Here is a 21,117-nt window from a genome sequence, read left to right on the forward strand (position 1 = left end):
GTCAGCCACACGTCGGGAAGTTGCCCTAGTGACCGTACTTTCCTTAGAAGTTTGAGGATCAGTTCTCAGCTAAACAGCAATAGTGTACAGTTGTTAATCTCCCGGAGCGTTCGACGCAGCGCGGTTGGTGCAGAAAAAAGCTAGCGCGCCGACGCGGCGGGGGCAAACATGGTAGGCAACATCGCCAAACGGTCGACGTCAGCCTTCTCGGCCGACAAGTTGAGCGATACCCCCGCAAAACTCCAGTTAATCCAGCCGGTCCCAGATGCAATTGCTGGGTTTCCTCAAACCCGATATTACGGCAGCAAGCGTAGGTTGCTCGGATGGATGTATTCCCATTTGGGCGCAGTTCGTTTTGACAGCGTACTCGATGCATTTGGAGGCACCGGCTCTGTTTCACTGATGTTTAGGGCGATGCGTAAGCGTGTTACCTATCATGATGGCTTCTGCTTCAATGAAGATGTTGGCCGAGTTGTACTAGCCGACCAACCAGCACTTTCCCGTAGCGATGTTGAGGCGCTGCTAGATGCGGTTGAACCAATAGATGGAGTAATTTCTCAAAATTTTTCAGGAATATTCTTTAAAGACGAAGAGAATACTTGGCTTGACGGCTTTATACGCTCAGTCAACGACGACGCTCGATCCATAGAAGACAAATCATTACTTAGATATCTTATCTATCAGGCGTGCTTAAAGAAGCGACCATTCAACCTATTCCATCGAGCAAATCTCAAACTACGTACCAATATTTCGGTCACCAGAAGCTTCGGCAATGCGATCACATGGGAGCGAAGTTTTATGCATCATGCGCTACAGGCTTATGACGACATCACTCGAAGGTCGGCTTGTGGCGGCTCCTTTTCCATTCTCCCTTCTGGCAATGCCGAAGATATACCTGCCGGCTATGACCTCGTGTATATTGACCCACCCTACATAGGGCGAGAGGAACGGCGCAACCGCGACGACTACTGGCGCCGCTATCATTTTTTGGAAGGCCTTGCGCATTATAATGAATGGGGAGGGTTGATCGATCCCAAATCCGATATTCGCCTGTTCGCCCCGCCCCATTGGTTTCCAGAGTGGGCTCGGACGCGCTCGTTCAAGGACCGCCTGTTTTCGTTCATAGATAGGCATCAACACTCAATCGTAGCTCTATCCTACGTGTCAGGTGCCTTTCCGTCGGAAACTGAAATCAAAGCGCATTTCGAATCGCGCTTTTCACAGGTCTCTATTCATTCTGCGGAGCACAATCATGCGCTCAGCAAGGCACGCAAACGCGAGCTTCTCTTTATTGGGTACCCACGGTGATGAACTTTGAGCTCGATAAAATACGTGTGCCGCTTTGGTTGATTCTCACCATAGCTATTACGATTGCAGCGTTCGGCCTAGGTTGTTGGTACTACAGAATAGACCCAAGCAGCACAAAACTTCTCGGCTTTGTTGGCGGTATCGTTACCGGGTTGATCGTCTATCTCGCAACCTTTCTAACATTGTTGCGGCCAATCCAAGAGCTTGACAAATTTCGAAGAATGGGGATCAAGGCGCTTCTCGCGAACCGTCACGATCAGAACTACTATCGTGATCTCGTTGTTGGCAGTAGACGCCGCGTCGATGTAATGGGGGCTTCATGCAGCCGGTTTGTCCAAGACTTTCTTGATATCGAAAGTGACGACAAGGTTTTGGTCGACGCGCTCATCAAATACAGTCAACTTAAGGTACGATTGCTTATTCCTGACGAAAAGCACATGGGCGATGATGCAAAACATCGTGCGCGTGATATGCTTTCGAAGATCGCCTTACTCCGGAAGCAATTTGACGGCAGGGTTGAGCTGCGCCGATTTGCTGATCATGCACATCATAGTTTTGTGCTGGTGGACGCCGATTTGGTCGCAGGCCCAATTTTCGAAGGAGACAAGAGCCGTTACGCGCCGGCGGTCCATGTCGCAGCCGAGACCGTATTTGGCCGAAAATACGACGATCATTTTGAAACAGTTTGGAATTCCTGTAACGCGAATGCGTGAAGTGCGCGTGTATGTTCGCCCTCGCCTGCACCTAGGATTGCTGTCCCTTCACGAAGGCGCTCTCCGAAAAAACGGCGGTATTGGCTTCGCGATTGAGGGGCCAGCGGCTGAAATCGAGATACAAGAAGATTCGCAGCTAAAGGTGTACGATGATCGCCCTCAGCCGATGGCCCCGAGCGAATGTGCCCTTCTGAGCGAACTACTTGAGCGCTTCGCCTTGGATCATGGCATGAGAGGAAGAGGGACGATCCGCGTCAGCGGAGACATGCGAACCCATGTTGGTATGGGATCAGCTACTGCGATACGACTTGGAGCAATGGAAGCCTTAGCTTTGCTCAACCAGACACATATTGTAGCTGATCGACTTCTTGCAGCGTCAGGACGCGGTGGGACATCCGGTATCGGCATCAACACCTATTTTAGTGGCGGATTAGTCTGTGATCTCGGCCGACCGAGCGACGGCAGTCCCTACATGCCATCGTCTCGGACGACACCAACCCGACTTCCCTTGGCGTTGCCCATTGTGCCAATGCCGCCCTGGCCGATTCTCCTTTGCCTACCACGGTCGATTACCCCTAAAACCCAACAGGAAGAAATCGCATTCTTTGAACGCACCACGCCGCTTCCAGCAACTGCCAGTTTCGAGGCTAGCTACATCGCTTTGTTTGAAATCTACGCAGCAGTAGTCGAAGGCGACTATCGAGCCTTCTGTCGCGGCGTGACGCTGATGCAGGAGACCGCCTGGAAGCGTGCCGAGCGGGCAGAATATGGCGAACCACTACGACTTCTCTCGAAGAAACTGCTCGATTCTGGGGCAGATTGTGTTGGCATGTCGAGCCTCGGCCCGATGCTATTCTGTTTCGGAGAGTCTGGTCGGATTTCAGCGATTGCCGAATATGCGGATGCTTTAGATTGTGACGTCTATCGTACTTCACCCTCGAATGTTGGCCGTAGCGTTGTCAAAACCGATGCGTGAACTGACCTTTTTTACAACCAATCCAACCAAACTTGCGCATGCACGCTACTTAGCAGAGGGCCATCAAATACGCATTCAGGGATTTCGGCAGCGAACATACCATGCCGGCTATGTCGAACCCCGCCTGACGTCTCGCGAAGCCATCCTAGAAGCAAGCTATCGAAGCGCTAAGCGCCAAATACTCAAGGCAGGCTATTCGGAAGCGACTCATCCGTTCATTTTAGAGGATACCTCGGTCCGCATAGACGCCTTAAGCGGAACAGACAACGATGTACCGGGCGTCGATATCAAATATTGGATGGATGGCCGTACTTTTGCAAGCTTAGACTCCATACTGCGCGCATCTGGAAATGTGCGCGGCGCGACCGTTCGCTCCGATGTATTACTCTATGTTCCAAGTAATTATAGAAAATCTTGGGGAATTGACAAAGATTATGTCGTCTTTACTGGAGAGCAAGATGGAACCATAGTCGATATAGAGCGCGAGTACGATACCAACCTCGTGTACCCATGGCTAGACAATAAATCTTTTAATCGATGGTTCCAGCCAGCGGGGTGTGATGCACCACTTGGCTCACTACCCATCGAGGTTGCGGATAAAGTAGATTTTAGAAGAAAATCCTTCCAGCAATTGTTTGAGTTTCTCGACGAACGCCGCTACTCTTCGGTGGCTAGAACGCAGCTGCAGCTCCCTCTGGACCACAGGCCTAATATCATTCTCTGCGGATATACCTGCGCGGGAAAGACAACAGCAAGTCAGTACCTTGCCAGGGCCTTCGGATACCTACATGTCGAAGCTAGCGACTTTATGTACCTAAGTTACTATTATCGTCACGGCTATCACGGGGTTCTGTCGATCGGGGATTTCGCCGAAAGTGCCCTAGCTCAAAAGCCTACGATAGCTGCAGAAAAGGTTGCTGAATACATACTTGAGAATCTTTCTGAGCCCATAGTAATTTCCGGCTTCCGAGCAAAGCAAGAGATTATTCATCTCGAAAAGGAAATGGCGCTATGCGGGAAGGATTTCGAACGACATTTCGTCGTCGCAGATGAGCAAGCCCGTTTCGAGCGGCTGCTCGCGCGCGCACGGCCTGGCGATGATCTAACTATTGGGGAATTTCGCGCGCGCGATCATCAACAAGAGCGGATGGGGTTGGAGCTTATCAAGAAATCGCCCGGCGTACTGGCTCTTGATAACAATGGCAGCGTGCAAACCTATTTTAATTCTATGAACCAACTCGTCGGGGCCGAAAGCAAGGATGAGATAGACATTGAGTCGAGCCTCGCCTCAGTTGCTCGCATCTCTGATGTCGGCTTGCAAGACGCGATTTTGATCGCACTATTGAGCGTTTGGAAGGACGACGAAACTCGGAAATTCTATACGACGACAGAGATGGCAAATTTGATTTCTGCAGTCTTTCCCAAAATGCGTCCGAAGCACAAGGATAACGTGAGCAGATATTTTAATCAGGACTATTATGTCTTCTACGAAATTCACAGAAATAAAAATGCAAAAAAGTACCGCCTTTCTAACACCGGCTACGGTATGGCGATCCGAACCCTCAGATCGACACTGAAGATCCAGAAATAGAACTGGAAACCCTAACGCCGCTCCTTCTTCCCGCGCTTGCTCTTCCCACCCGCGCCTCCACCTGCCGCTTCAGCTCATTCTTGATATCGGCCGTCTCACTCATCAAAGCCTCGATCTTCAGGAAATCGAGCACGCGATATTTCGAAACCGCCGGGCGGACCAGAATGTCGGGGCGGCATTGTCTCAGCTTGTTGGCGATGATCAACTGCATCATCAGCTGCGTGGCGCCGTCGGGCCATCTGAGGTCAATGCGTGTTTCTGGCGTTGACCGAAAACGACCAAGCGCCGCGCTATTTTTCACGAAGCATGTCGCAAAGGGCCTGCGCAGTCCGTCCTTTGACAGAAGAAGGAGAGCCCCATGCGAAAACTTATCGTCACCGAATTCATCAGCGTCGATGGCATTGCCGAGGTCGAGAAGCTGCCAAGCGTGACCTGGAACGACGAGATGAACAGGTTCAAGGAGGACGAACTTGCCGACAGCGGCGCCATGCTTTTGGGGCGCACGACCTATGAGATATTTGCCGGCTCATGGCCCACGGAAACCGGAGACTTTGCCGACCGGTTCAACGCGCTGCCGAAATATGTCGCCTCGACCAGCCTGAAGGCGCTCGAGTGGAAGCCGGCCAAATTGCTGAAGGGCTCCCTGCCGGAAGCCGTCAGGGCGCTGAAGCAGGGCACTGGCGGCAACATCTATGTGCATGGCAGCCTGAGCGTTGCGCAGGAATTGCTGCGCCATGGCCTGGTCGATCGCGTCAGGCTGCTCAGCTATCCCGGCGCCGTCGGCCAAGGCAAGCCGCTGTTCCCAGCCGGCGAGCCGGTGTCGTTCGAATTGATTTCGGCCACGCCGTTCAGCAACGGTGTGGTGGCGCTGGAGTATGCGCCGGTGGCGGCGAAATCGTAAATCGGTTGAAGCCTGTTTCCTTTCAGATCGAGTCGGGAATCCTCACCCGACCTGCTTTCCCCGCCTCGCTTTGACGGCGGCGCCGGCCCGCGCCTCCAGCACCTTCTCCACCTGCCGCTTCAGCTCGTCCTTGATATCCGCCGTCTCGTTCATCAAGGCGTCGATCTTCAGGAAATCGAGCACGCGGTATTTCGACACTGCCGGGCGGACCAGGATGTCGGGGCGGCATTGTTTCAGCTTGTTGGCGATGATTGACTGCATCATCAGCTGCGTGGCGCCGAATATCAGGTCGACGGAGGTCGGGTGCTTGCGGTCGAGTTCTTCCGGCGCGCCGACCACGTCGACGCCGATGATGATGTCGGCGTCGTTCTCGATCAGGTCGAACGGCACGGGGTTGTAGATGCCGCCGTCGATCAGCAGCCTGCCGTCGCGCATCACCGGGCGGAAAACGGCGGGAATGGCAGCCGAGGCCGCCAGCGCCGAGTGCAGGTCGCCATCGTCGAACACGGCCAGCTTGTGGCCGAAATAGTCGGTCGCCGTCACCTTCAGGGGGATTTTCAGCTCGGCAAAAGTTTCGGGAATGGCTTCGGGCAGAAAGGCCTTGAGGATGCGCTCGACGTTGAACTGGCTGACGCGGACCTGCATGGCTTCGGCGATCGTGCCCGGCCTCGCCCGCCACATGCGGCTCGCCACTTCGGCGCGGCGGCCGAGGATCGAGCGGGCATAGTCGTGGATGTCCTTGCCGGTCATGCCGGCGGCCATGCCCGCGCCCATGATGGCGCCGATCGACGAGCCGGCAATCGCCACCGGCTTGATGCCCAACTCGTCCAGCGCCTCGATGACATGGATGTGCGCCAGCCCGCGCGCACCGCCGCCGCCAAAGGCGATGCCGAAGCTAGGCGCCATTTTGTGTGACTCCTGCCCCGTTTCCGGCCGGTGTCGGAGACAACCAATTGTCGAAGTTGGCGCTGCCCCTCATTGCCCTGCCGGGCATTTCTCCCCGTATAGTGACGGGGAGAAAGAAGCTGGCCGCAACGTCGGCACCTATCTTGCAATGCTGGTGATTGGCGAAACCGGCGACAACAGCGTCCCTCTCCCCGTCGCTATACGGGGAGAGGATGCCGGCAGGCAGGTGAGGGGCAGCGCCAGCGCTCGGACAATAGAAATGCGCGCCGGCTTTCATCCCTTGCCGGCTCCGGCCAGTTTCGGGCCGATGACCATAATGGTCGGTTCGGTGGTCAGCAGCTTTTTCGCCGCCGCCTTGACCTGGTCGAGCGTCACCGCGTTGATGTAGCCGGCGCGGCGCTGCATGTAGTCGATGCCGAGATCGTCGAGCTGCAGTTCGACCAGCGTCGAGGCAATGGCACTCGAAGAGTCCAGATTGTTGATGGCGTAGGCGCCGATCATGTATTTCTTGGTCGCCGCCAGCTCCGCCTCGGTCGGGCCTTGCTCGGCCAGCTGCTTGACCACGTCGCGGACGATCCCCAGCGTCTCGGCCGCGCGGTCCGACCGGGTGCCGGTGCTGATGACCAGTGCGTTGGCGTGGTCCTGGTTGATCAGCGAGGAGTTGACGCTGTACGCCAGCCCGCGCTTTTCGCGCACCTCCTGGAACAGGCGCGAGGTGAAGGTACCGCCGCCGAGGATCTCGTTCATCAGCACGGCCGGAAAGAAATCCGGCGCCTTGCGCTTCACACCGGGATAGGCGAGCTGCAGGGAGGTCTGCGGCAGGTCGTAGTCGACCTCGACATGCTGTGCCAGCTTCGGGTCGATATCGGCCACCGGGCTCAGCGCCTGGTTTTGCGGCAGGCCGCCGAACACCATGTCGAGCTTCTTCTTCAGCGTCTCGGGGTCGATGGCGCCGACCACGGCGACATGCAAGCCGCCGCGCGCGAACACCGCCCGGTGCAAGGCTTTCAGATCATCCGGCGTGATGGTGGCAATGCTTTCCTTGGTACCCTGGTCGGAGCGGGAATAAGGATGGTCGCCATAGAGGGCGCGCGCCCATTTGTTCTGCGCGACCGTGTCGGGGTCGTTCTCGCCGGCGATGATGCCGGAAAGGATCTGGGAGCGGATGCGGTCGATCGGCAGCTGGTCGAAGCGCGGCTCGTTGACCGCCAGCCGCAACAGGTCGAACGCCTGATCGCGCTGCTCGGCCAGCATGCGCATCGAGCCATAGAGGCCGTCGCGGCTCTCCTCGAAACTCATCTCGGCGCCGGCATCGTCGAGCTTGATCTGGAAATCTTCACTGTCGAGCGGACCGGCGCCTTCGTCGAACAGGCCGGTCATCAGGTTGGCCAACCCCTCCTTGCCGACCGGATCCTGCGTCGAGCCACCGCCGAAGACGAAGCGAATGGCGATAACAGGCACGGAATAATCCTCCACCAGCCAGGCGGTGATGCCTTTTGGCGAGATGACGGACTGGATGTCCATGGCGCGCGCGGTGAGTGCCGGCAGGATCAGGAAGAGGATGGAGAGGAAGAGGGTTGCGAGGGCGGCGAGCGCTCTTCCTTCTCCCCTTGTGGGAGAAGGTGGATCGGCGCGCAGCGCCGAGACGGTTGAGGGGTGCGTGACGGAATGCTGTCGGCGCCAAGCTGGAACACCCCTCATCCGACCGAGCTGCGCTCGGCCACCGCCCTGGGGCGAGCCACGGGTCTCGCCCCGTCCTTCGGACCCCACAAGGGGAGAAGGTAAGGGCGCGCCAGCGTGCATCGCGTTCGTGCTCCTCATGATCAATTCCCCGCTTGTTGCTGCGGCAAGAGATAGCCGGTCGTCGACCGGGCAAGCACCAGATAGCGCGCGGCGATGGCCTTGACCTCTTCGGCGGTGACCTTGCGGATGCGGTCCGGCCATTGCTGGACGTCCTGCACATTGCCGCCGGTGGCAAGCGTCGAGCCGTAGATGTTGGCCATCGAATCCTGCTTGTCGCGGGCAAAGATCATCGACCTGACATAGCGGTCCTTGGCCTTTTCCAGCTCCGAAGGCGTGACGCCATCCCGGACGATGCGCGCCACCTCCACGTCGACCGCCGCTTCGATGTCGGAGAGCTTGGCATCGCCGCGCGGCGCGCCGTAGACGGTGAAATTGGTGTCGTCGAGCATGGTGCCCTGGAAATAGGCGCCGGCGTTGGAGGCGATGCCTTGCTGGACGACGAGCGCCTGGTAGAGCCGGCTGCGGTTGCCGCCGCCGAGGATTTCCGCCAGAAGGTCGAGCGCTTCCGCCTCGCCCGGCTTGCCCGAATGATAGGACGGCACCACCCATTGGGTGGAAAAGCTCGGCACGCTGACGCGGGCATCGGCGAGCATGACCGTGCGTTTGGTGTTCTGCTCAGGCTCGACCGGGCGGATGCGCGGCGGCAGATCGGGACCGCGCGCCACCTTGCCATAGGTCTTTTCGGCCAGCGCCCGCACCGTGTCCGGTTCGACATCGCCGGCCACGATCAGCACGGCGTTGTTGGGCCGGTAATATTTGTCATAGAAGGCGACGGCGTCGGTGCGGTTCAGCTGCTGCATCTCCTGCATCCAGCCGATGACGGGAATGCGATAGGGCTGGTTCTGCCAGAGCGTGGCATCGACCTCCTCGTCCAGCACGGCTTGCGGATTGTTGTCGATGCGCGAGCGGCGCTCCTCCAGGATTACGTCGCGCTCGGTCTTGATGACGTCGTCGGTGAGGATGAGGTTGCGCATGCGGTCGGCCTCGAAGCTCATCATCAGCTCGAGCGCCGACGGCGCCACCGTCTCGTGGAAGGCCGTGTAGTCGTAAGAGGTGAAGGCATTGTTGGAGCCGCCGATGTCGGAGACGGCTCGGTCAAACTCGCCGGCCGCATGATTGGTCGTCGCCTTGAACATCAGATGCTCGAAGAAATGGGCAATGCCGGATTTGCCCGGCGGCTCGTCGGCGCTGCCGATCTTGTACCACACCATGTGGGTGACGATCGGCGCACGGTGGTCGGGAATGACGACGACCTCCAAGCCATTGTCGAGCAGGAAATCCGTGACCTTGAATTCGCCCGGCACCGTATTGGGCAACACCGGGCTGTCGGCCAGCGCCGGGCCGGTGATAACGAAAGCCAGCGAGGTCGCCAGCAGAGTCCCGCGCAGCCATTCAGCTTGAAATGTCATCAATGGCTCCGATTTCGCTGTTCATCGTTCACGGAAACGTTGAACCGCTTTATCTCTTTGTTTTGGCGCAATTCCGGACGGAAAACCGTTTCACACTTTTCCTGGAATTGCTCTCGGCAGGACGATAGGCAAGCTACTGGCGACAAGCAAAGTGAATTGTTGGCCATGTTGCCGTCAAAGGCGGCTGCAAAGAGGCCGGGAGCAAAACGTATCAGGCCGCCTCGATGAAGCGGATCACGGTCTCGCCGTAATTGCGCTCGTCCAGCACGGAAAAGCCGGGGCCTGGCTCGAAGGGCGCCACCGCGGCCTCCTCGACCACGCACAGCGCGCCGGGGCGAAGCCAGCCGCCGGCCTTGGCCGACAGCAAGGCGCGCTCGCCAAGGCCCTTGCCGTAGGGCGGGTCGGCGAAGACGAGGCCGAACGGCGCCAGTGTGCCGGCCTCGCCAAGGCCTGTGGCATCGCGACGGAAGATCTTGGTGCGGCCGGTCAGGCCGAAGGCTTCGACATTGTCGCGGATCAGGCCACGGCCTTCGGCCGATTCCTCGATGAAGACGCCGTAGGACGCACCGCGCGACAGTGCTTCGAGCCCGAGCGCGCCGGTGCCGGCGAACAGGTCGAGCACGCGCGCGCCGTCCAGTTTCTCCGCGAAGCGATGCGCCAGCACGTTGAAGACGGCCTCGCGGGTGCGATCGGTCGTCGGACGAATGGCGCTTGAGCGAGGCGTCGCCAAGGGACGCCCGCGAAACTCACCGCCGACGATTCTCATATTAATCCGGGTCTCATTTCGTCCTGGGACCCTTCGGGCCGCCGCGCGGCCGCTCGCCGCCGCCCGGCTCGCCACGCGGCTTGCCGAACGGTTTTGCACCGGCCGGTTTGCCATAAGACGGCTTGAACGATGCCTTGCGCGCCTTGGCGTCAGCCGCCTTGGCGGCATCAGCCTCAGCCCTGCCCTTGCCGATCGGCCGCGCGCCAGGCGCCATCCAGACATTGGCCTTGCGCTGGCCGGGCGGCTCGATCGGCCGCTGCTCGCGCTCGGATTTCTTGCCACCGCCGGGCTTGCCGCCAAAACTGCCACGAGGCTTGTCGCCGAAACCGCCGCGCGGTTTGTCGCCAAAGCCGCCGCGGGGTTTGTCGCCAAAGCTGCGTTCGGGACGCGGGCCGCGTTCGCCGAAGCTCTTCTCGGCCCCTGCGCTTCTGTCGGGACTGGTCGACAATTTGCCCAGCGCCTCGTCGCGGCTGCCTTCGCGGCGTTTGCGGTTCTTGATCAGCCCGCCCTCGCCGATCGGACGGCGCTCGCCGTCACGGGTGAATTTCGGCCGTTCCGGCTCCGGCTCGCGAACTTCAGTACGCCGCACCGGCTTGTTGGAAAACGGCTTGTTGACCTCGGCGTCGAAATTGGCGCCGGATTCCTCGACCAGGCGCTCGCCAAGCTGGTCGCGCAGCACCCGGCCCTTGATCTCCAGCACATGGCCCTCGGCGAGGTCATCGAGCTGGAACGGACCGTAAGAGATGCGGATCAGCCGCGTCACATCGAGGCCGAGCGAACCCAGGATGTTCCTGACCTCGCGGTTCTTGCCCTCGCGCAAGCCGATGGTCAGCCAGGCATTGGTGCCTTGCTCACGGTCGAGCGTCGCTTCGATGGCGCCGTAAAACACGCCGTCGACGGCAATGCCTTCACGCAGACCGGCAAGCGCGCTCTCCTCGACCTTGCCGTGGACGCGCACGCGGTAGCGGCGCAGCCAGCCGGTTGCCGGCAGTTCGAGCACGCGCGACAGGCCGCCATCATTGGTGAGCAGCAGCAGGCCTTCGGTGTTGATGTCGAGGCGGCCGATGGTCATCAGCCGCGGCAGTTCGGCCGGCAGCACGTCGAAGACGGTCTTGCGGCCCTCGGGATCGCGGTTGGTGGTGACGACGCCGGCCGGCTTGTGGAACAGGAACAGCCGGGTGCGCTCGATCGGCGGGATTTCCATACCGTCGAGATGGATGATGTCATCAGGCATGACATTGAAGGCCGGCGAGGTCAGGGCGCGGCCATTGACCTTGACGCGACCGGCGGCGATCAGCTCCTCGGCATCGCGGCGCGAGGCCAGACCGGCGCGCGCCAGCCGCTTGGCGATGCGTTCGCCTGCCTCTTCCGTCGCTTCCGCGGAACGCGGGCGTGACCTGAAGCCGGCACCCGATGCATCTTGCGGCCGATCACCAAAGTCCCGCTTGGGGCGATCGCCGAAATCACGCTTGGGACGGTCGAAACGCTTTTCTCCGCCCTCCGCTGCGGCAAACGGACGATCGCCGCGCGGCGCATAGGGCTTGCGCGGTCCTTCGCGCTTTTCATACGGCTTGCCCTCCGGGCGCGGGCCTTTGTGGAATGGTCTTTCGGCGCGCGGGGCGCCACCCTCACCGGCTTCGCGCGGCTTGTAGTCGCGCTTCGGCCGTTCGCCCGCAGCCGCCATCGGCCGGTCGCCGCGCGGTGCGTAGGGCTTGCGTGGCCCCTCACGCTTCTCAAAAGGCTTGCCTTCGGAACGCGGGCCTTTACTGAATGGCTTGTCGCCGCCCTTGAAATCGCGCTTCGGCCGCTCGCCATCGGCGGCCATCGGGCGATCGCCGCGCGGTGCGTAAGGTTTCTTGGCGCCAAAGGACGGCTTGCCGCCCTTGCCGGCGGCGCCATCACGGCTGCGCGGTCCCGCCGCTTTCGGGCCGCTCCTTGCCGGACCCTTCTTGGGTCGGAATTTCTTGTCGTTGTCGTCCATGTGGCCTTTGTCCGTTTGCGCTGCTACAGCGTGGCGCATCCTTTCGGGCGCGCAACGAACGCAGTAGCACTTTGATTTGGCGCATGATCATTTCCGAAAATCGAGTCCGATTTTCGGGTTGATGCGCTCAATAACAGGATCATCAGAGTTTGTCAGGGAAAAGTGGAGACCGGTTTTTCCGGCAGACAAACGAAAAGCCCTGGGGTGGCGAGGAGATAATCGGAATGGAAACCGCGTGAAGCGACCCGATTTCATGGCGATGGCGCTGAAAGAGGCCGAAGCGGCAGCCTTGCGCGGCGAAGTGCCGGTCGGCGCCGTCATCGCCAGCGGCGGCACGGTCGTTGCCAGTGCCGGCAACCGCACACGCGAACTTGCCGACCCGACCGCGCATGCCGAGATGCTGGTCATCCGCGAAGCCTGCCGTAAACTGTCAGCCGAGCGGCTGACCGGGCACGATCTCTATGTGACGCTGGAGCCTTGCGCCATGTGCGCCGGCGCCATTTCCTTCGCCCGGCTGCGCCGGCTCTATTTCGGCGCCGCTGACGACAAGGGCGGCGCGGTGGTCAATGGCGTGCGCTTCTTCGCCTCGCCAACCTGCCACCACACGCCCGACATCTATCCGGGCATGGGCGAGACCGAGGCGGCCCTGTTGCTCAAAGGATTTTTCCTGGAACGGCGCGGCTGACCGGACGCAAGGCCCGTCAGCACAAAAGTAACGAAACGCAGACGTTTTTAGAGCGACGGCAGCCAGTCGAACCAGCCGCTGCCCTTCTTGCCTTCCGCCTCTTTCTTGAGACGGCGTTCCTTCCTGTACTCGTCCTCGCCAAGCTCGTTCTGCGGCGCCGTGCCGGCTGCGACACGATACTGCACCGGCGGTTCGCTCAGATATTTGCGGGTGTTCGGGTCGCCTTGCTTGCTGTCGGCAAGGCGGCGCTGGATCTCGGCAGCGCGGCCCTTGTCGGAATCGGCGGGGCTCCACGCCGGCGGGTGGCTCGAGCCTGATTCCGCCATTGCCTTCTTCACCGAGGCCGGATCGGTCTGCACGTCGTCGACGATATCCGACTGGTAAGCCGGGTCGTTCTGATGGGCGGTGGCGTCGGCGCGCAGGCGGGCGCGGCGCTGCTCGGGCGATTCAGGCCATTCGGCGCTCGCCGTCTCGATGCTGTCCTGCGGCGCCGGCAGCGCTTCCTTCTGGCCTGGCGCCGGCTTCACCAGCGTCGGACGCGGCTTGTAATCGATCTGTTCCTTGCGCTTCGGCGCGAACGAAAACGCGCCCGAAATATCGCCGGCCAGCTGTTCGCCGGCGGTCTTGTCGGTGCCATAGGTCGGAGAGCCCATGCAGCCGGACAAAGCCAGGCCCGATGCGACAAGCGGCGCCAACAGCGCCAGGCGCGCATTATATCTCTCGGTCATGCCAAAAAGTCCCACTCTAGACAGCCTCTCGATTGCCACCGGCCTTATGGCCGGTCCCCATCGTCCAAGCACTTGCGACGGAAATCCGGCGACAATTTGTCTTCCGGAGTTTCGCGTGTTTACCTCAACCACTCGTTAAGGGCAACGCGCGGGCGGTTTTCGCCCGCCCGACGTGGCATTTGTGCACCGATCCGGCTGGCTGGACGGCCCGTTAAAGCCGGCCGAGCGCCTTCAATTCGTGCAGCACCGCCGCATCGCGCGCCGAAACATCCGGGAATTCCGGATCCTCGCCGACATCGGCGGTGTAGCGCCAGGAGCGTGCGCATTTCACCAGGCTGCGATCCTCGGCCTTTTCGACCACCACGGCGACACCCCTGACGTCGTCAAGCGTGAAGGCACCCGCGGGCGCTTGCCCATGAGCAATCACCAGATCGCTGGTGATCGCCATTTCGGCCATGTCGACATCCGATATCGCCGCTTCGAGTGCCGCGTCGTTGATGGTGACGACCGGCACCGCTTCCAGCGACGACCCGATCACCTTCTGGGCGCGCGCAATCTCCAGCGCGCCGGTGACGACGCGTCGCACCTGCCGCACCTTGCGCCACTTTTCGGCCATCGCCTCGTTCTTCCAGTCCGCCGGGATTTGCGGAAACTGGTCGAGATGCACCGAGACGGCGTCCGGACGACGGTCGAGCCAGGCCTCCTCCATGGTGAAGGGCAGCATTGGCGCCAGCCATTTCACCAGACAGTCGAAGAGATGGCGCACCACTTGCACCGAAGCCTTGCGCTTCACGCTCGACGGCGCGTCGCAATAGAGCGCGTCCTTGCGGATGTCGAAATAGAAGGCCGACAGCTCGACCACCATGAAATCGAGCAGCATGCGGGTGATGCGCTTGAACTCGAAAGCGTCATAGCCCGAGCGCACGACCTCATCCAGCTCGGCCAGCCGGTGCAGCATCAGCCGCTCCAGCTCCGGCATTTTCTCCAGCGGCACCTCCTCGCCATCGTCATGGGCGAGCGTGCCCAGCATCCAGCGGATGGTGTTGCGCAGCTTGCGGTAGGCGTCGATATTGGTCTGCAGCACATTCTTGCCGAGCCGCTGATCCTCCCAGTAATCGGTCGTCACGACCCACAGACGCAGGATGTCGGCGCCCGACTGCTTGATGACGTCCTGCGGCACGACGGTGTTGCCGAGCGATTTCGACATCTTGCGACCATCCTCATCCATGGTGAAGCCATGGGTGACGACGGTGTCGTAGGGCGCCCTGCCCCTGGTGCCGCAGCTTTCCAGCAGCGAGGAATGGAACCAGCCGCGATGCTGATCGGAGCCTTCGAGATAGACGTCGGCTGGCCATTTCAGGTCAGGACGATCCTCCAGCGTGAAGGCGTGCGTCGAGCCCGAATCGAACCAGACGTCGAGGATGTCCATCACCTGCTTCCATTTCGACGCATCGTGATTGCCGAGGAAACGCTCCTTGGCGCCGGCGGCGAACCAGGCGTCAGCGCCCTCCTGTTCGAAGGCGTCCGTGATGCGCTGGTTGACCGCCTCGTCCTTCAGCACATTGCCGTCGGCATCGGCGAAGACGGCGATCGGCACGCCCCAGGCGCGCTGACGCGACAGCACCCAGTCGGGACGCTCCTCGATCATGGCGCGAATGCGGTTCTGGCCGGCGGCGGGCACGAAACGGGTGTCATCGATCGCCTTCAGCGCGCGGCTGCGCAGCGTCGAGCCGTCGCCGAGGTCCTTGTCCATGTAGACGAACCATTGCGGCGTGTTGCGGAAGATGATCGGCTTCTTCGACCGCCAGGAATGCGGATAGGAGTGTTTCAGCCGGCCGCGCGCAAACAGCGCGTTGCGCTTGATCAGCTCGTCGATGACGGCCTGGTTGGCGTTGCCCTTCTTGCCGTTGTCGTCGATGACACGCGCCGGTCCACCCTCGCGGTCCGGTCCGAAACCCGGCGCGTCCTTGGTGAAGAAGCCGCCATCGTCGACGGTGAACGGGATGGCGCTATCGATGCCGCGTGCGCGCAGATCCGTCGCCGCATCCATCCAGGCGTCAAAGTCCTCGCGGCCGTGGCCGGGCGCGGTGTGGACGAAGCCGGTGCCGGCATCGTCGGTGACGTGGTCGCCGGCGAGCATCGGAACGGCAAATTCGTAACCGCCACCAAAGCCCTTGAACGGATGTGAAAGCGTAAGGCTTCCAAGCTCTTGCGCCGAAACGCTGCGGAGACGATTCAAGGTGACCTTGGCCTTGGCCGAGGCGTCTTCGGCCAGTGCGTCGGCAAAGATCAGCTTTTCGCCCGGCTGCGGGCCGAACGCGTTCTCGGCCGCCGCGACCTCGTAGAGGCCATAATTGATGCGCGGCGAGTAATTGACGGCGCGATTGCCGGGGATGGTCCAGGGCGTCGTCGTCCAGATGACGACATGGGCCTGCAGCAGGTCGAGGGCTCCCTCCGTCAGTTTGGTCTCACCATCGTCGATGGCACGGACCAGGCTGGCGACCGGAAACTTCGCCCAGATCGTGTCGGACTCGTAGTCCTGGTACTCGACCTCGGCCTCGGCCAGCGCCGTGCGCTCGACCACGCTCCACATCACCGGCTTGGAGCCGCGGTAGAGCTGGCCCGACATGGCGAATTTCAACAGCTCGCCGGCGATGCGCGCCTCGGCGTGGAAAGCCATCGTCGTATAGGGATTCTTGAAGTCGCCGATGACGCCGAGCCGCTGGAACTCACCACCCTGCACCGTGATCCAGTGCGCTGCAAATTCACGGCATTCCTTGCGGAATTCGTTGACCGGCACCTCGTCCTTGTTCTTGCCCTTGGCGCGATACTGCTCCTCGATCTTCCATTCGATCGGCAGGCCATGGCAGTCCCAGCCCGGCACATAGTTCGAGTCATAGCCGCGCATCTGGAACGAGCGGGTGATGACGTCCTTGAGGATCTTGTTCAGCGCATGGCCGATATGGATGTTGCCGTTGGCGTAGGGCGGGCCGTCATGCAGCACGTATTTCGTGCGGCCGGCAGCACTTTCGCGCAGCTTGGCGTAGAGGTCCATGTCCTGCCAGCGCTGGACCAGCAGCGGCTCCTTCTCCGGCAAGCCGGCGCGCATCGGAAAATCCGTCTGCGGCAGGTAAAGCGTCTTGGAATAGTCGATCGTTTCTTTGGTGTCGGTCATCAGGGAATCGGTCATTGGTCTGCCATGTGCATTGCCCGGCCGCAAAGGAGCTCGGGCGTTGAACTTTACTTCTTGCGCATGTCGTTTTCCCAAAACCGGGGCCACTTTTGGGCGACATGCCTTATGATCTGGAAAAAGCGCGAGAGGCCGCGCGCAACATTCCCGGCGGCTCCGGCGACCGTCAGGCCGCCCGGAACACCGGGCTTATAATTCGTATCGTCAGCCTGCAAAGGCGCGAAAAGCTCGTCATGCCCCGGCTTTTAGCGGAGATGAGCGCAGGAATAAAGCGTCTCGTTCGATTCACTTAGAGACCGTTTCGAAAATCGCTCTGGCGAGTCATGTGGTGGTGGTTTCGAGAACCGGAGCGCAGCGGACATTTAGGTCGGTGAGCACCGGAAGCGCAGAAAACGCCATCACATGGCCGCCAGAATAGAGTTTCCAACGGCCTCTTACATCGTGAAATCGAAGCGATAGGTAGTCGAGACGCCGACCATGAACTGATTGCGGTCGCCGCGTTGCCTGACCAGGCTGGAATCGGCCGCCGGTCCCATCAGACGGGAATATTCGCCAAACAGGCTGGCGGTCATCGGCTCGGTCACCTTCCAGGTTATGGCGCCGCCGAGGCCTGTCGATTTCAGGCCGCCACCGGGATGATATTCGCTCAAGCCCGAAGCCACGGCTTCCTGCGCATTGACGCCATAATAGGCGTCGAAATATTTGGCCGAGGCGAACGACACGCGCGGCCCGCCCGAAATCCGCACGGTTGGCGTCACATCGTAGAAGGCGTCAGCAGCGATGTCGGCGACAAAGCCGTTGTGGGCACGGATGCCGTGGCGAAGCTCGGCGCGGGCGCGCAGCCAATCCGTCGGATAGAATTCGAAGAAGCCGCCGACTTCGCCGCCCCAGCGCACCGGATCGAGGCCCTTCAGTTCATCGGCGTTGTCATCGTCACGGGAAAACAGGAGCTTGCCGGTCACGCCGGCACGGACACCGCCATCGTCGACCAGCGCCAACGAGATGTTGTCGTTGCGCGAAGTGAAGCGTGCCGCGGGTCCGGCCTTGCCCAGCGAGATGATCGGTGAGGCGCTGAGCAGGTACTTCTTGCCGCCCTCGAAATTCGGCGCCACCATGCCGGTGGCGCCAACGGTCAGATACCAGTCGCCGGACAGCCAGCTGCCCTCGCCCGCCTTAGCAGCGCCCGCGCTACCCAGCAGCATAGCGGCCAGCACCAGAGAGATTTTTCCGACCGGACTCATGGCCACTCCACTAACACAATGCACACGGTTACCGATGACAGCTTTGACGGCCGTTTGGTAAAATTTGATTTAAACCAGAGACATCTGATCGCGGTTTGCTCGATCCCCCAGTGCCGGTCATCAACTGGACGTTGGCCAGCGCCGGGACTAACTTCCATCCGGCAGTATTCCGCAGCCCTCGATGGAGACCGCGACAATGACCCTGCATGGCGACGCCTTGAAAATCGCGATCGAACAGACACGGACAAAATGGGGGTGGTTTGTCGCGCTCGGCGTCCTGCTGCTCATTTTCGGCGGCATTGCCTTCGGCAATCTGTTCATCGCCACGGTGGCTTCGGTCTATGTCGTGGGATGGCTGATGCTGATGGCCGGCGTAATCGAGATCGTGCATGCGTTCGGCGTCAAGACGTGGGGCCGCTTCTTCTACTGGCTGCTCAGCGGACTGCTCTACGCCGTCGCCGGCTTCTTCGCTTTCGACAATCCGCTGCTTGCCTCAGCGGTACTGACGTTCCTGCTGGCGATCGCGCTGGTCGCGTCAGGCGTGCTCCGCGCCTGGGTCGGCTACAGCCACCGGCCGCAGCGCGGCTGGGGCTGGATCGTCGCGGCCGGTGTCATCAGTGCGCTTGCCGGCCTGGTCATCGCCATGGGCTGGCCGGTCAACAGCCTGTGGGTGCTCGGGCTGTTCCTGGCGATCGACCTGATCTTTCAGGGCTGGACCTTCATCGCCGTTGGTTTGGCGCTGAAAAAGTAGTATTCCGTTTGCACATGATCTAGTCCGAAAACCGGTTCCCACTTTTCGGGATCATGCTTCAAAAAGCCATAGCGGCGTCGAGATCGGAGAGCGGCTTGACGCCGGCAAGCAGCGCGCGCGCCTCGGCTTCATCGCGCTTCATCTGCGCGACCAGCGCATCGAGCCCTTCGAACTTCACCTCCGGGCGCAGGAAACCGAAGAAGGAAACCTGGCAGATCTCGCCATAGAGGTCGCCGGAGAAATCGAAGACGAAGGTTTCCAGCAGCGGCGCGCCATTGTCGTCGACAGTCGGGCGGCGGCCGAAGCTGGCGACGCCGTCGTGAAGTGTGCCGTCGGCGCGGCGAAAGCGGACGGCATAGATGCCCTCCTTCAGAGCGGCTTCGGCTGAAAGCCTCATATTCGCGGTCGGAAAGCCAAGCGTGCGGCCGAGCTGCTGGCCGCCGACCACCTCGCTTTCGACGGTGAAGCGATAGCCGAGCAGTCCGGCGGCCTCGGCCACCTCGCCCTCGCTCAGCAATCCGCGGATGCGGCTGGATGAGATGACCTCCGCGCCCTCGTCACGGAAGGCGTCGACGAGCGTGACGCCGAAGCCGTGACGCTCGCCGGCTGTCATCAGGTAGGCTGGACCGCCTTGGCGATCCTTGCCGAAATGGAAATCGAACCCGGTCACGGCATGGGTAATGCCAAGGTTCTTATCCAGCACATCGGTCACGAATGCTTCCGCCGACAGCGAGGCGAAGTCGCGCGTGAACGGCTGTTCGACGAGTGCGGCAAAACCCAGCAGCGACAGGAGCCGCGCTTTCATCGGCGGCGGCGTCAGCACGAACAACGGTATATCAGGCCTGAAGATCTTGCGCGGATGCGGTTCGAATGTCAGCACCAGGGCCAGCACCCCGCGCCGCCCGGCTTCAGTCAAGGCCCGCTCGAGCACCGCCTGATGGCCACGATGGACACCATCGAAATTGCCGATCGCCACCACGCCGCCGCGCAGATCGGCGGGCAGCGGCGCGGTTGCCAGAACGTGCTGGAAGGCTGTCATCATCATCTACCGCAGTCTGGGAATGACGGCCACCGGACGATAACCGTGCTTTTCCAGGAAGGCCGCCAGCCTTGCCGGATCCGGTTGCAATGCATCGCCATAGTCGCGGGCATGAATACCGCCGGAGACATAGAGAACATCGAAGCCGTTGTCGGCGGCGCCCTTCACATCCGTCATCATGCCGTCGCCGATGGCCAACACCTGGCCGCGCTCGACCGGCCGGCCGAGAAGCTCCGCAATTTCCTTCATCGCGACGGTGTAGACCGGCGCGTAAGGTTTTCCGGCGATCAATGTGCGACCGCCGAGCTGGGCATAGTCGCGTGCCAGCGCGCCGGCACACCAGATGATGCGTTCGCCGCGCTCGACGACGATATCCGGATTTGCACAGATGAAAGGCAGGTTCCTGGCGCGCAGCCGCCGCAGAAGCTCGGCGTAATCCTCGGGCTTCTCGACCTCGTCATCGAACAGACCGGTGCAGACGACGCCGGACGCCTCGAACTCCTCGACAAGCTCGACGTCGAGACCTTCGTAGAGCGTGAAGTCACGGTCAGCGCCGATATGGAAAATCTTGCGCGGGCCTTCGGCGATCAAATCCCGGGTCACGTCGCCTGACGTGACCACCCGGTCGTAGGCTGAGGGTGGAACACCGATCGCGTTCATCTGCGCCACGACATCGGCACTTCTGCGCGGCGAATTGGTGATCAGGACGACGGGGATCTCCGCCTCGCGAGCCCTCGCAAGCGCCGAGGCCGCCACGGGGAAATGCCTTTCGCCATTGTGGACCACGCCCCAGACATCGCAAAGGATTGCCGAATAGGCCTTCGACACGTCTTCGAGCGAGCCGATGATTTCAGGCGAATCCGCCATGCCGTTTCCTTCAGTCATGATCATTGCGAGCACTACGGCCGACGGTTCGCCGCAGCCGGTTCGGATTAGCCGAACCGCCCCGGCCTGTCACCAGCTTTCGCCAGGCAACCGCATAGCGCGGCACTTCCCCATCCGTAACGCTCCAGTGCCGGTTGGTTAGCGGTTGATGAAGCGCCGGCCCGGCAATCGAGCGATTTCCCAAACGCCGCCTTCAGCGTTTTGTGGAAAAACTGGCGCCAATCGAGAATCCGCCGGCGGGGGC

At 60.9% G+C, this 21,117-nt stretch carries 18 protein-coding genes and 1 pseudogene; 8 read left to right on the plus strand and 11 right to left on the minus strand.

The window, feature by feature from the left end; genetic code table 11:
* Positions 1-168 precede the first annotated feature (168 nt).
* The 4 genes from NKJ06_RS10065 to NKJ06_RS10080 are packed head-to-tail and all read left to right on the plus strand — an operon-like array spanning position 169 to position 4,588.
* A complete protein-coding gene (locus tag NKJ06_RS10065) occupies positions 169-1,308 on the plus strand; it encodes a DNA adenine methylase (RefSeq protein ID WP_352633298.1) in 1,140 nt (379 codons plus the stop codon).
* Positions 1,308-2,021 carry a hypothetical protein gene (locus NKJ06_RS10070; RefSeq protein WP_352633296.1) on the plus strand — a complete coding sequence of 238 codons (714 nt, stop codon included), beginning with the start codon at positions 1,308-1,310 and terminating at the stop codon, positions 2,019-2,021. The genes NKJ06_RS10065 and NKJ06_RS10070 overlap by 1 nt, the downstream gene beginning before the upstream one ends.
* Entirely contained in the window at positions 1,960-2,997 is a 1,038-nt protein-coding gene (locus NKJ06_RS10075) for a beta-ribofuranosylaminobenzene 5'-phosphate synthase family protein (RefSeq protein ID WP_352633295.1), read from the plus strand. The genes NKJ06_RS10070 and NKJ06_RS10075 overlap by 62 nt, the downstream gene beginning before the upstream one ends.
* Positions 2,990-4,588, plus strand: coding sequence for a non-canonical purine NTP pyrophosphatase (locus NKJ06_RS10080; protein WP_352633294.1), 1,599 nt, complete (start codon positions 2,990-2,992; stop codon positions 4,586-4,588). Before NKJ06_RS10075 ends, NKJ06_RS10080 begins: the two co-directional genes overlap by 8 nt.
* On the opposite strand, the pseudogene NKJ06_RS10085 reads toward NKJ06_RS10080, so the two are convergent.
* A pseudogene (locus tag NKJ06_RS10085) lies at positions 4,560-4,817 on the minus strand (hypothetical protein); the annotation flags it as partial. The gene NKJ06_RS10080 and the pseudogene NKJ06_RS10085 overlap by 29 nt on opposite strands.
* A gap of 129 nt (positions 4,818-4,946) precedes the next feature.
* On the opposite strand from NKJ06_RS10085, the gene NKJ06_RS10090 reads away from it, so the two are divergent.
* The gene (locus NKJ06_RS10090; RefSeq protein ID WP_352633293.1) at positions 4,947-5,489 is read left to right on the plus strand and encodes a dihydrofolate reductase family protein; all 543 of its coding nucleotides are present in this window, start codon (positions 4,947-4,949) and stop codon (positions 5,487-5,489) included.
* Between the two features lie 42 nt (positions 5,490-5,531).
* On the opposite strand, the gene NKJ06_RS10095 is transcribed toward NKJ06_RS10090, so the two are convergent.
* The 5 genes from NKJ06_RS10095 to NKJ06_RS10115 all read right to left on the minus strand — a co-directional run bounded on the left by NKJ06_RS10095 (position 5,532) and on the right by NKJ06_RS10115 (position 12,354).
* Positions 5,532-6,395, minus strand: coding sequence for a patatin-like phospholipase family protein (locus tag NKJ06_RS10095; RefSeq protein WP_352633292.1), 864 nt, complete (start codon positions 6,393-6,395; stop codon positions 5,532-5,534).
* A gap of 273 nt (positions 6,396-6,668) precedes the next feature.
* Positions 6,669-8,096, minus strand: coding sequence for a M16 family metallopeptidase (locus tag NKJ06_RS10100; RefSeq protein WP_352633291.1), 1,428 nt, complete (start codon positions 8,094-8,096; stop codon positions 6,669-6,671).
* Positions 8,097-8,218: 122 nt separating this feature from the next.
* Positions 8,219-9,607, minus strand: a complete 1,389-nt coding sequence (locus tag NKJ06_RS10105; protein WP_352633290.1) for a M16 family metallopeptidase — start codon at positions 9,605-9,607, stop codon at positions 8,219-8,221.
* 211 nt (positions 9,608-9,818) lie between these two features.
* Positions 9,819-10,373, minus strand: coding sequence for a 16S rRNA (guanine(966)-N(2))-methyltransferase RsmD (gene rsmD / locus NKJ06_RS10110; protein ID WP_352633289.1), 555 nt, complete (start codon positions 10,371-10,373; stop codon positions 9,819-9,821).
* 13 nt (positions 10,374-10,386) lie between these two features.
* On the minus strand, positions 10,387-12,354 hold the full coding sequence (locus tag NKJ06_RS10115; protein WP_352633288.1) for a pseudouridine synthase: 1,968 nt from the start codon (positions 12,352-12,354) through the stop codon (positions 10,387-10,389).
* 235 nt (positions 12,355-12,589) lie between these two features.
* On the opposite strand from NKJ06_RS10115, the gene NKJ06_RS10120 reads away from it, so the two are divergent.
* Positions 12,590-13,039, plus strand: coding sequence for a nucleoside deaminase (locus tag NKJ06_RS10120; protein ID WP_352633287.1), 450 nt, complete (start codon positions 12,590-12,592; stop codon positions 13,037-13,039).
* A 47-nt stretch (positions 13,040-13,086) separates the two neighbouring features.
* Here NKJ06_RS10120 and NKJ06_RS10125 read toward each other — a convergent pair whose 3' ends face one another.
* Both NKJ06_RS10125 and ileS read right to left on the minus strand, forming a co-directional pair.
* Positions 13,087-13,767: a hypothetical protein gene (locus tag NKJ06_RS10125; RefSeq protein ID WP_352633286.1), complete on the minus strand. Its 681-nt coding sequence runs from the start codon at positions 13,765-13,767 to the stop codon at positions 13,087-13,089.
* A gap of 211 nt (positions 13,768-13,978) precedes the next feature.
* Entirely contained in the window at positions 13,979-16,942 is a 2,964-nt protein-coding gene (gene ileS, locus NKJ06_RS10130) for an isoleucine--tRNA ligase (RefSeq protein ID WP_352633285.1), read from the minus strand.
* A gap of 107 nt (positions 16,943-17,049) precedes the next feature.
* On the opposite strand from ileS, the gene NKJ06_RS10135 reads away from it, so the two are divergent.
* Complete coding sequence (locus tag NKJ06_RS10135; RefSeq protein ID WP_352633284.1) at positions 17,050-17,250, plus strand: hypothetical protein; 201 nt, start codon at positions 17,050-17,052, stop codon at positions 17,248-17,250.
* Positions 17,251-17,391: 141 nt separating this feature from the next.
* Here NKJ06_RS10135 and NKJ06_RS10140 read toward each other — a convergent pair whose 3' ends face one another.
* Positions 17,392-18,198 (minus strand): MipA/OmpV family protein, encoded by an 807-nt coding sequence (locus NKJ06_RS10140; RefSeq protein ID WP_352633283.1) that lies wholly within the window; start codon positions 18,196-18,198, stop codon positions 17,392-17,394.
* A gap of 196 nt (positions 18,199-18,394) precedes the next feature.
* Between NKJ06_RS10140 and NKJ06_RS10145 the strand changes: the two genes are divergently transcribed.
* Complete coding sequence (locus NKJ06_RS10145; protein ID WP_352633282.1) at positions 18,395-18,949, plus strand: HdeD family acid-resistance protein; 555 nt, start codon at positions 18,395-18,397, stop codon at positions 18,947-18,949.
* A gap of 58 nt (positions 18,950-19,007) precedes the next feature.
* On the opposite strand, the gene NKJ06_RS10150 is transcribed toward NKJ06_RS10145, so the two are convergent.
* Positions 19,008-19,988 (minus strand): bifunctional riboflavin kinase/FAD synthetase, encoded by a 981-nt coding sequence (locus NKJ06_RS10150; protein WP_352633325.1) that lies wholly within the window; start codon positions 19,986-19,988, stop codon positions 19,008-19,010.
* A gap of 6 nt (positions 19,989-19,994) precedes the next feature.
* Positions 19,995-20,855, minus strand: coding sequence for a TIGR01459 family HAD-type hydrolase (locus NKJ06_RS10155; protein ID WP_352633281.1), 861 nt, complete (start codon positions 20,853-20,855; stop codon positions 19,995-19,997).
* Between the last annotated feature and the right edge of the window lie 262 nt (positions 20,856-21,117).

Source organism: Mesorhizobium sp. M0293, from assembly GCF_040321735.1.
Taxonomy (GTDB): domain Bacteria; phylum Pseudomonadota; class Alphaproteobacteria; order Rhizobiales; family Rhizobiaceae; genus Mesorhizobium.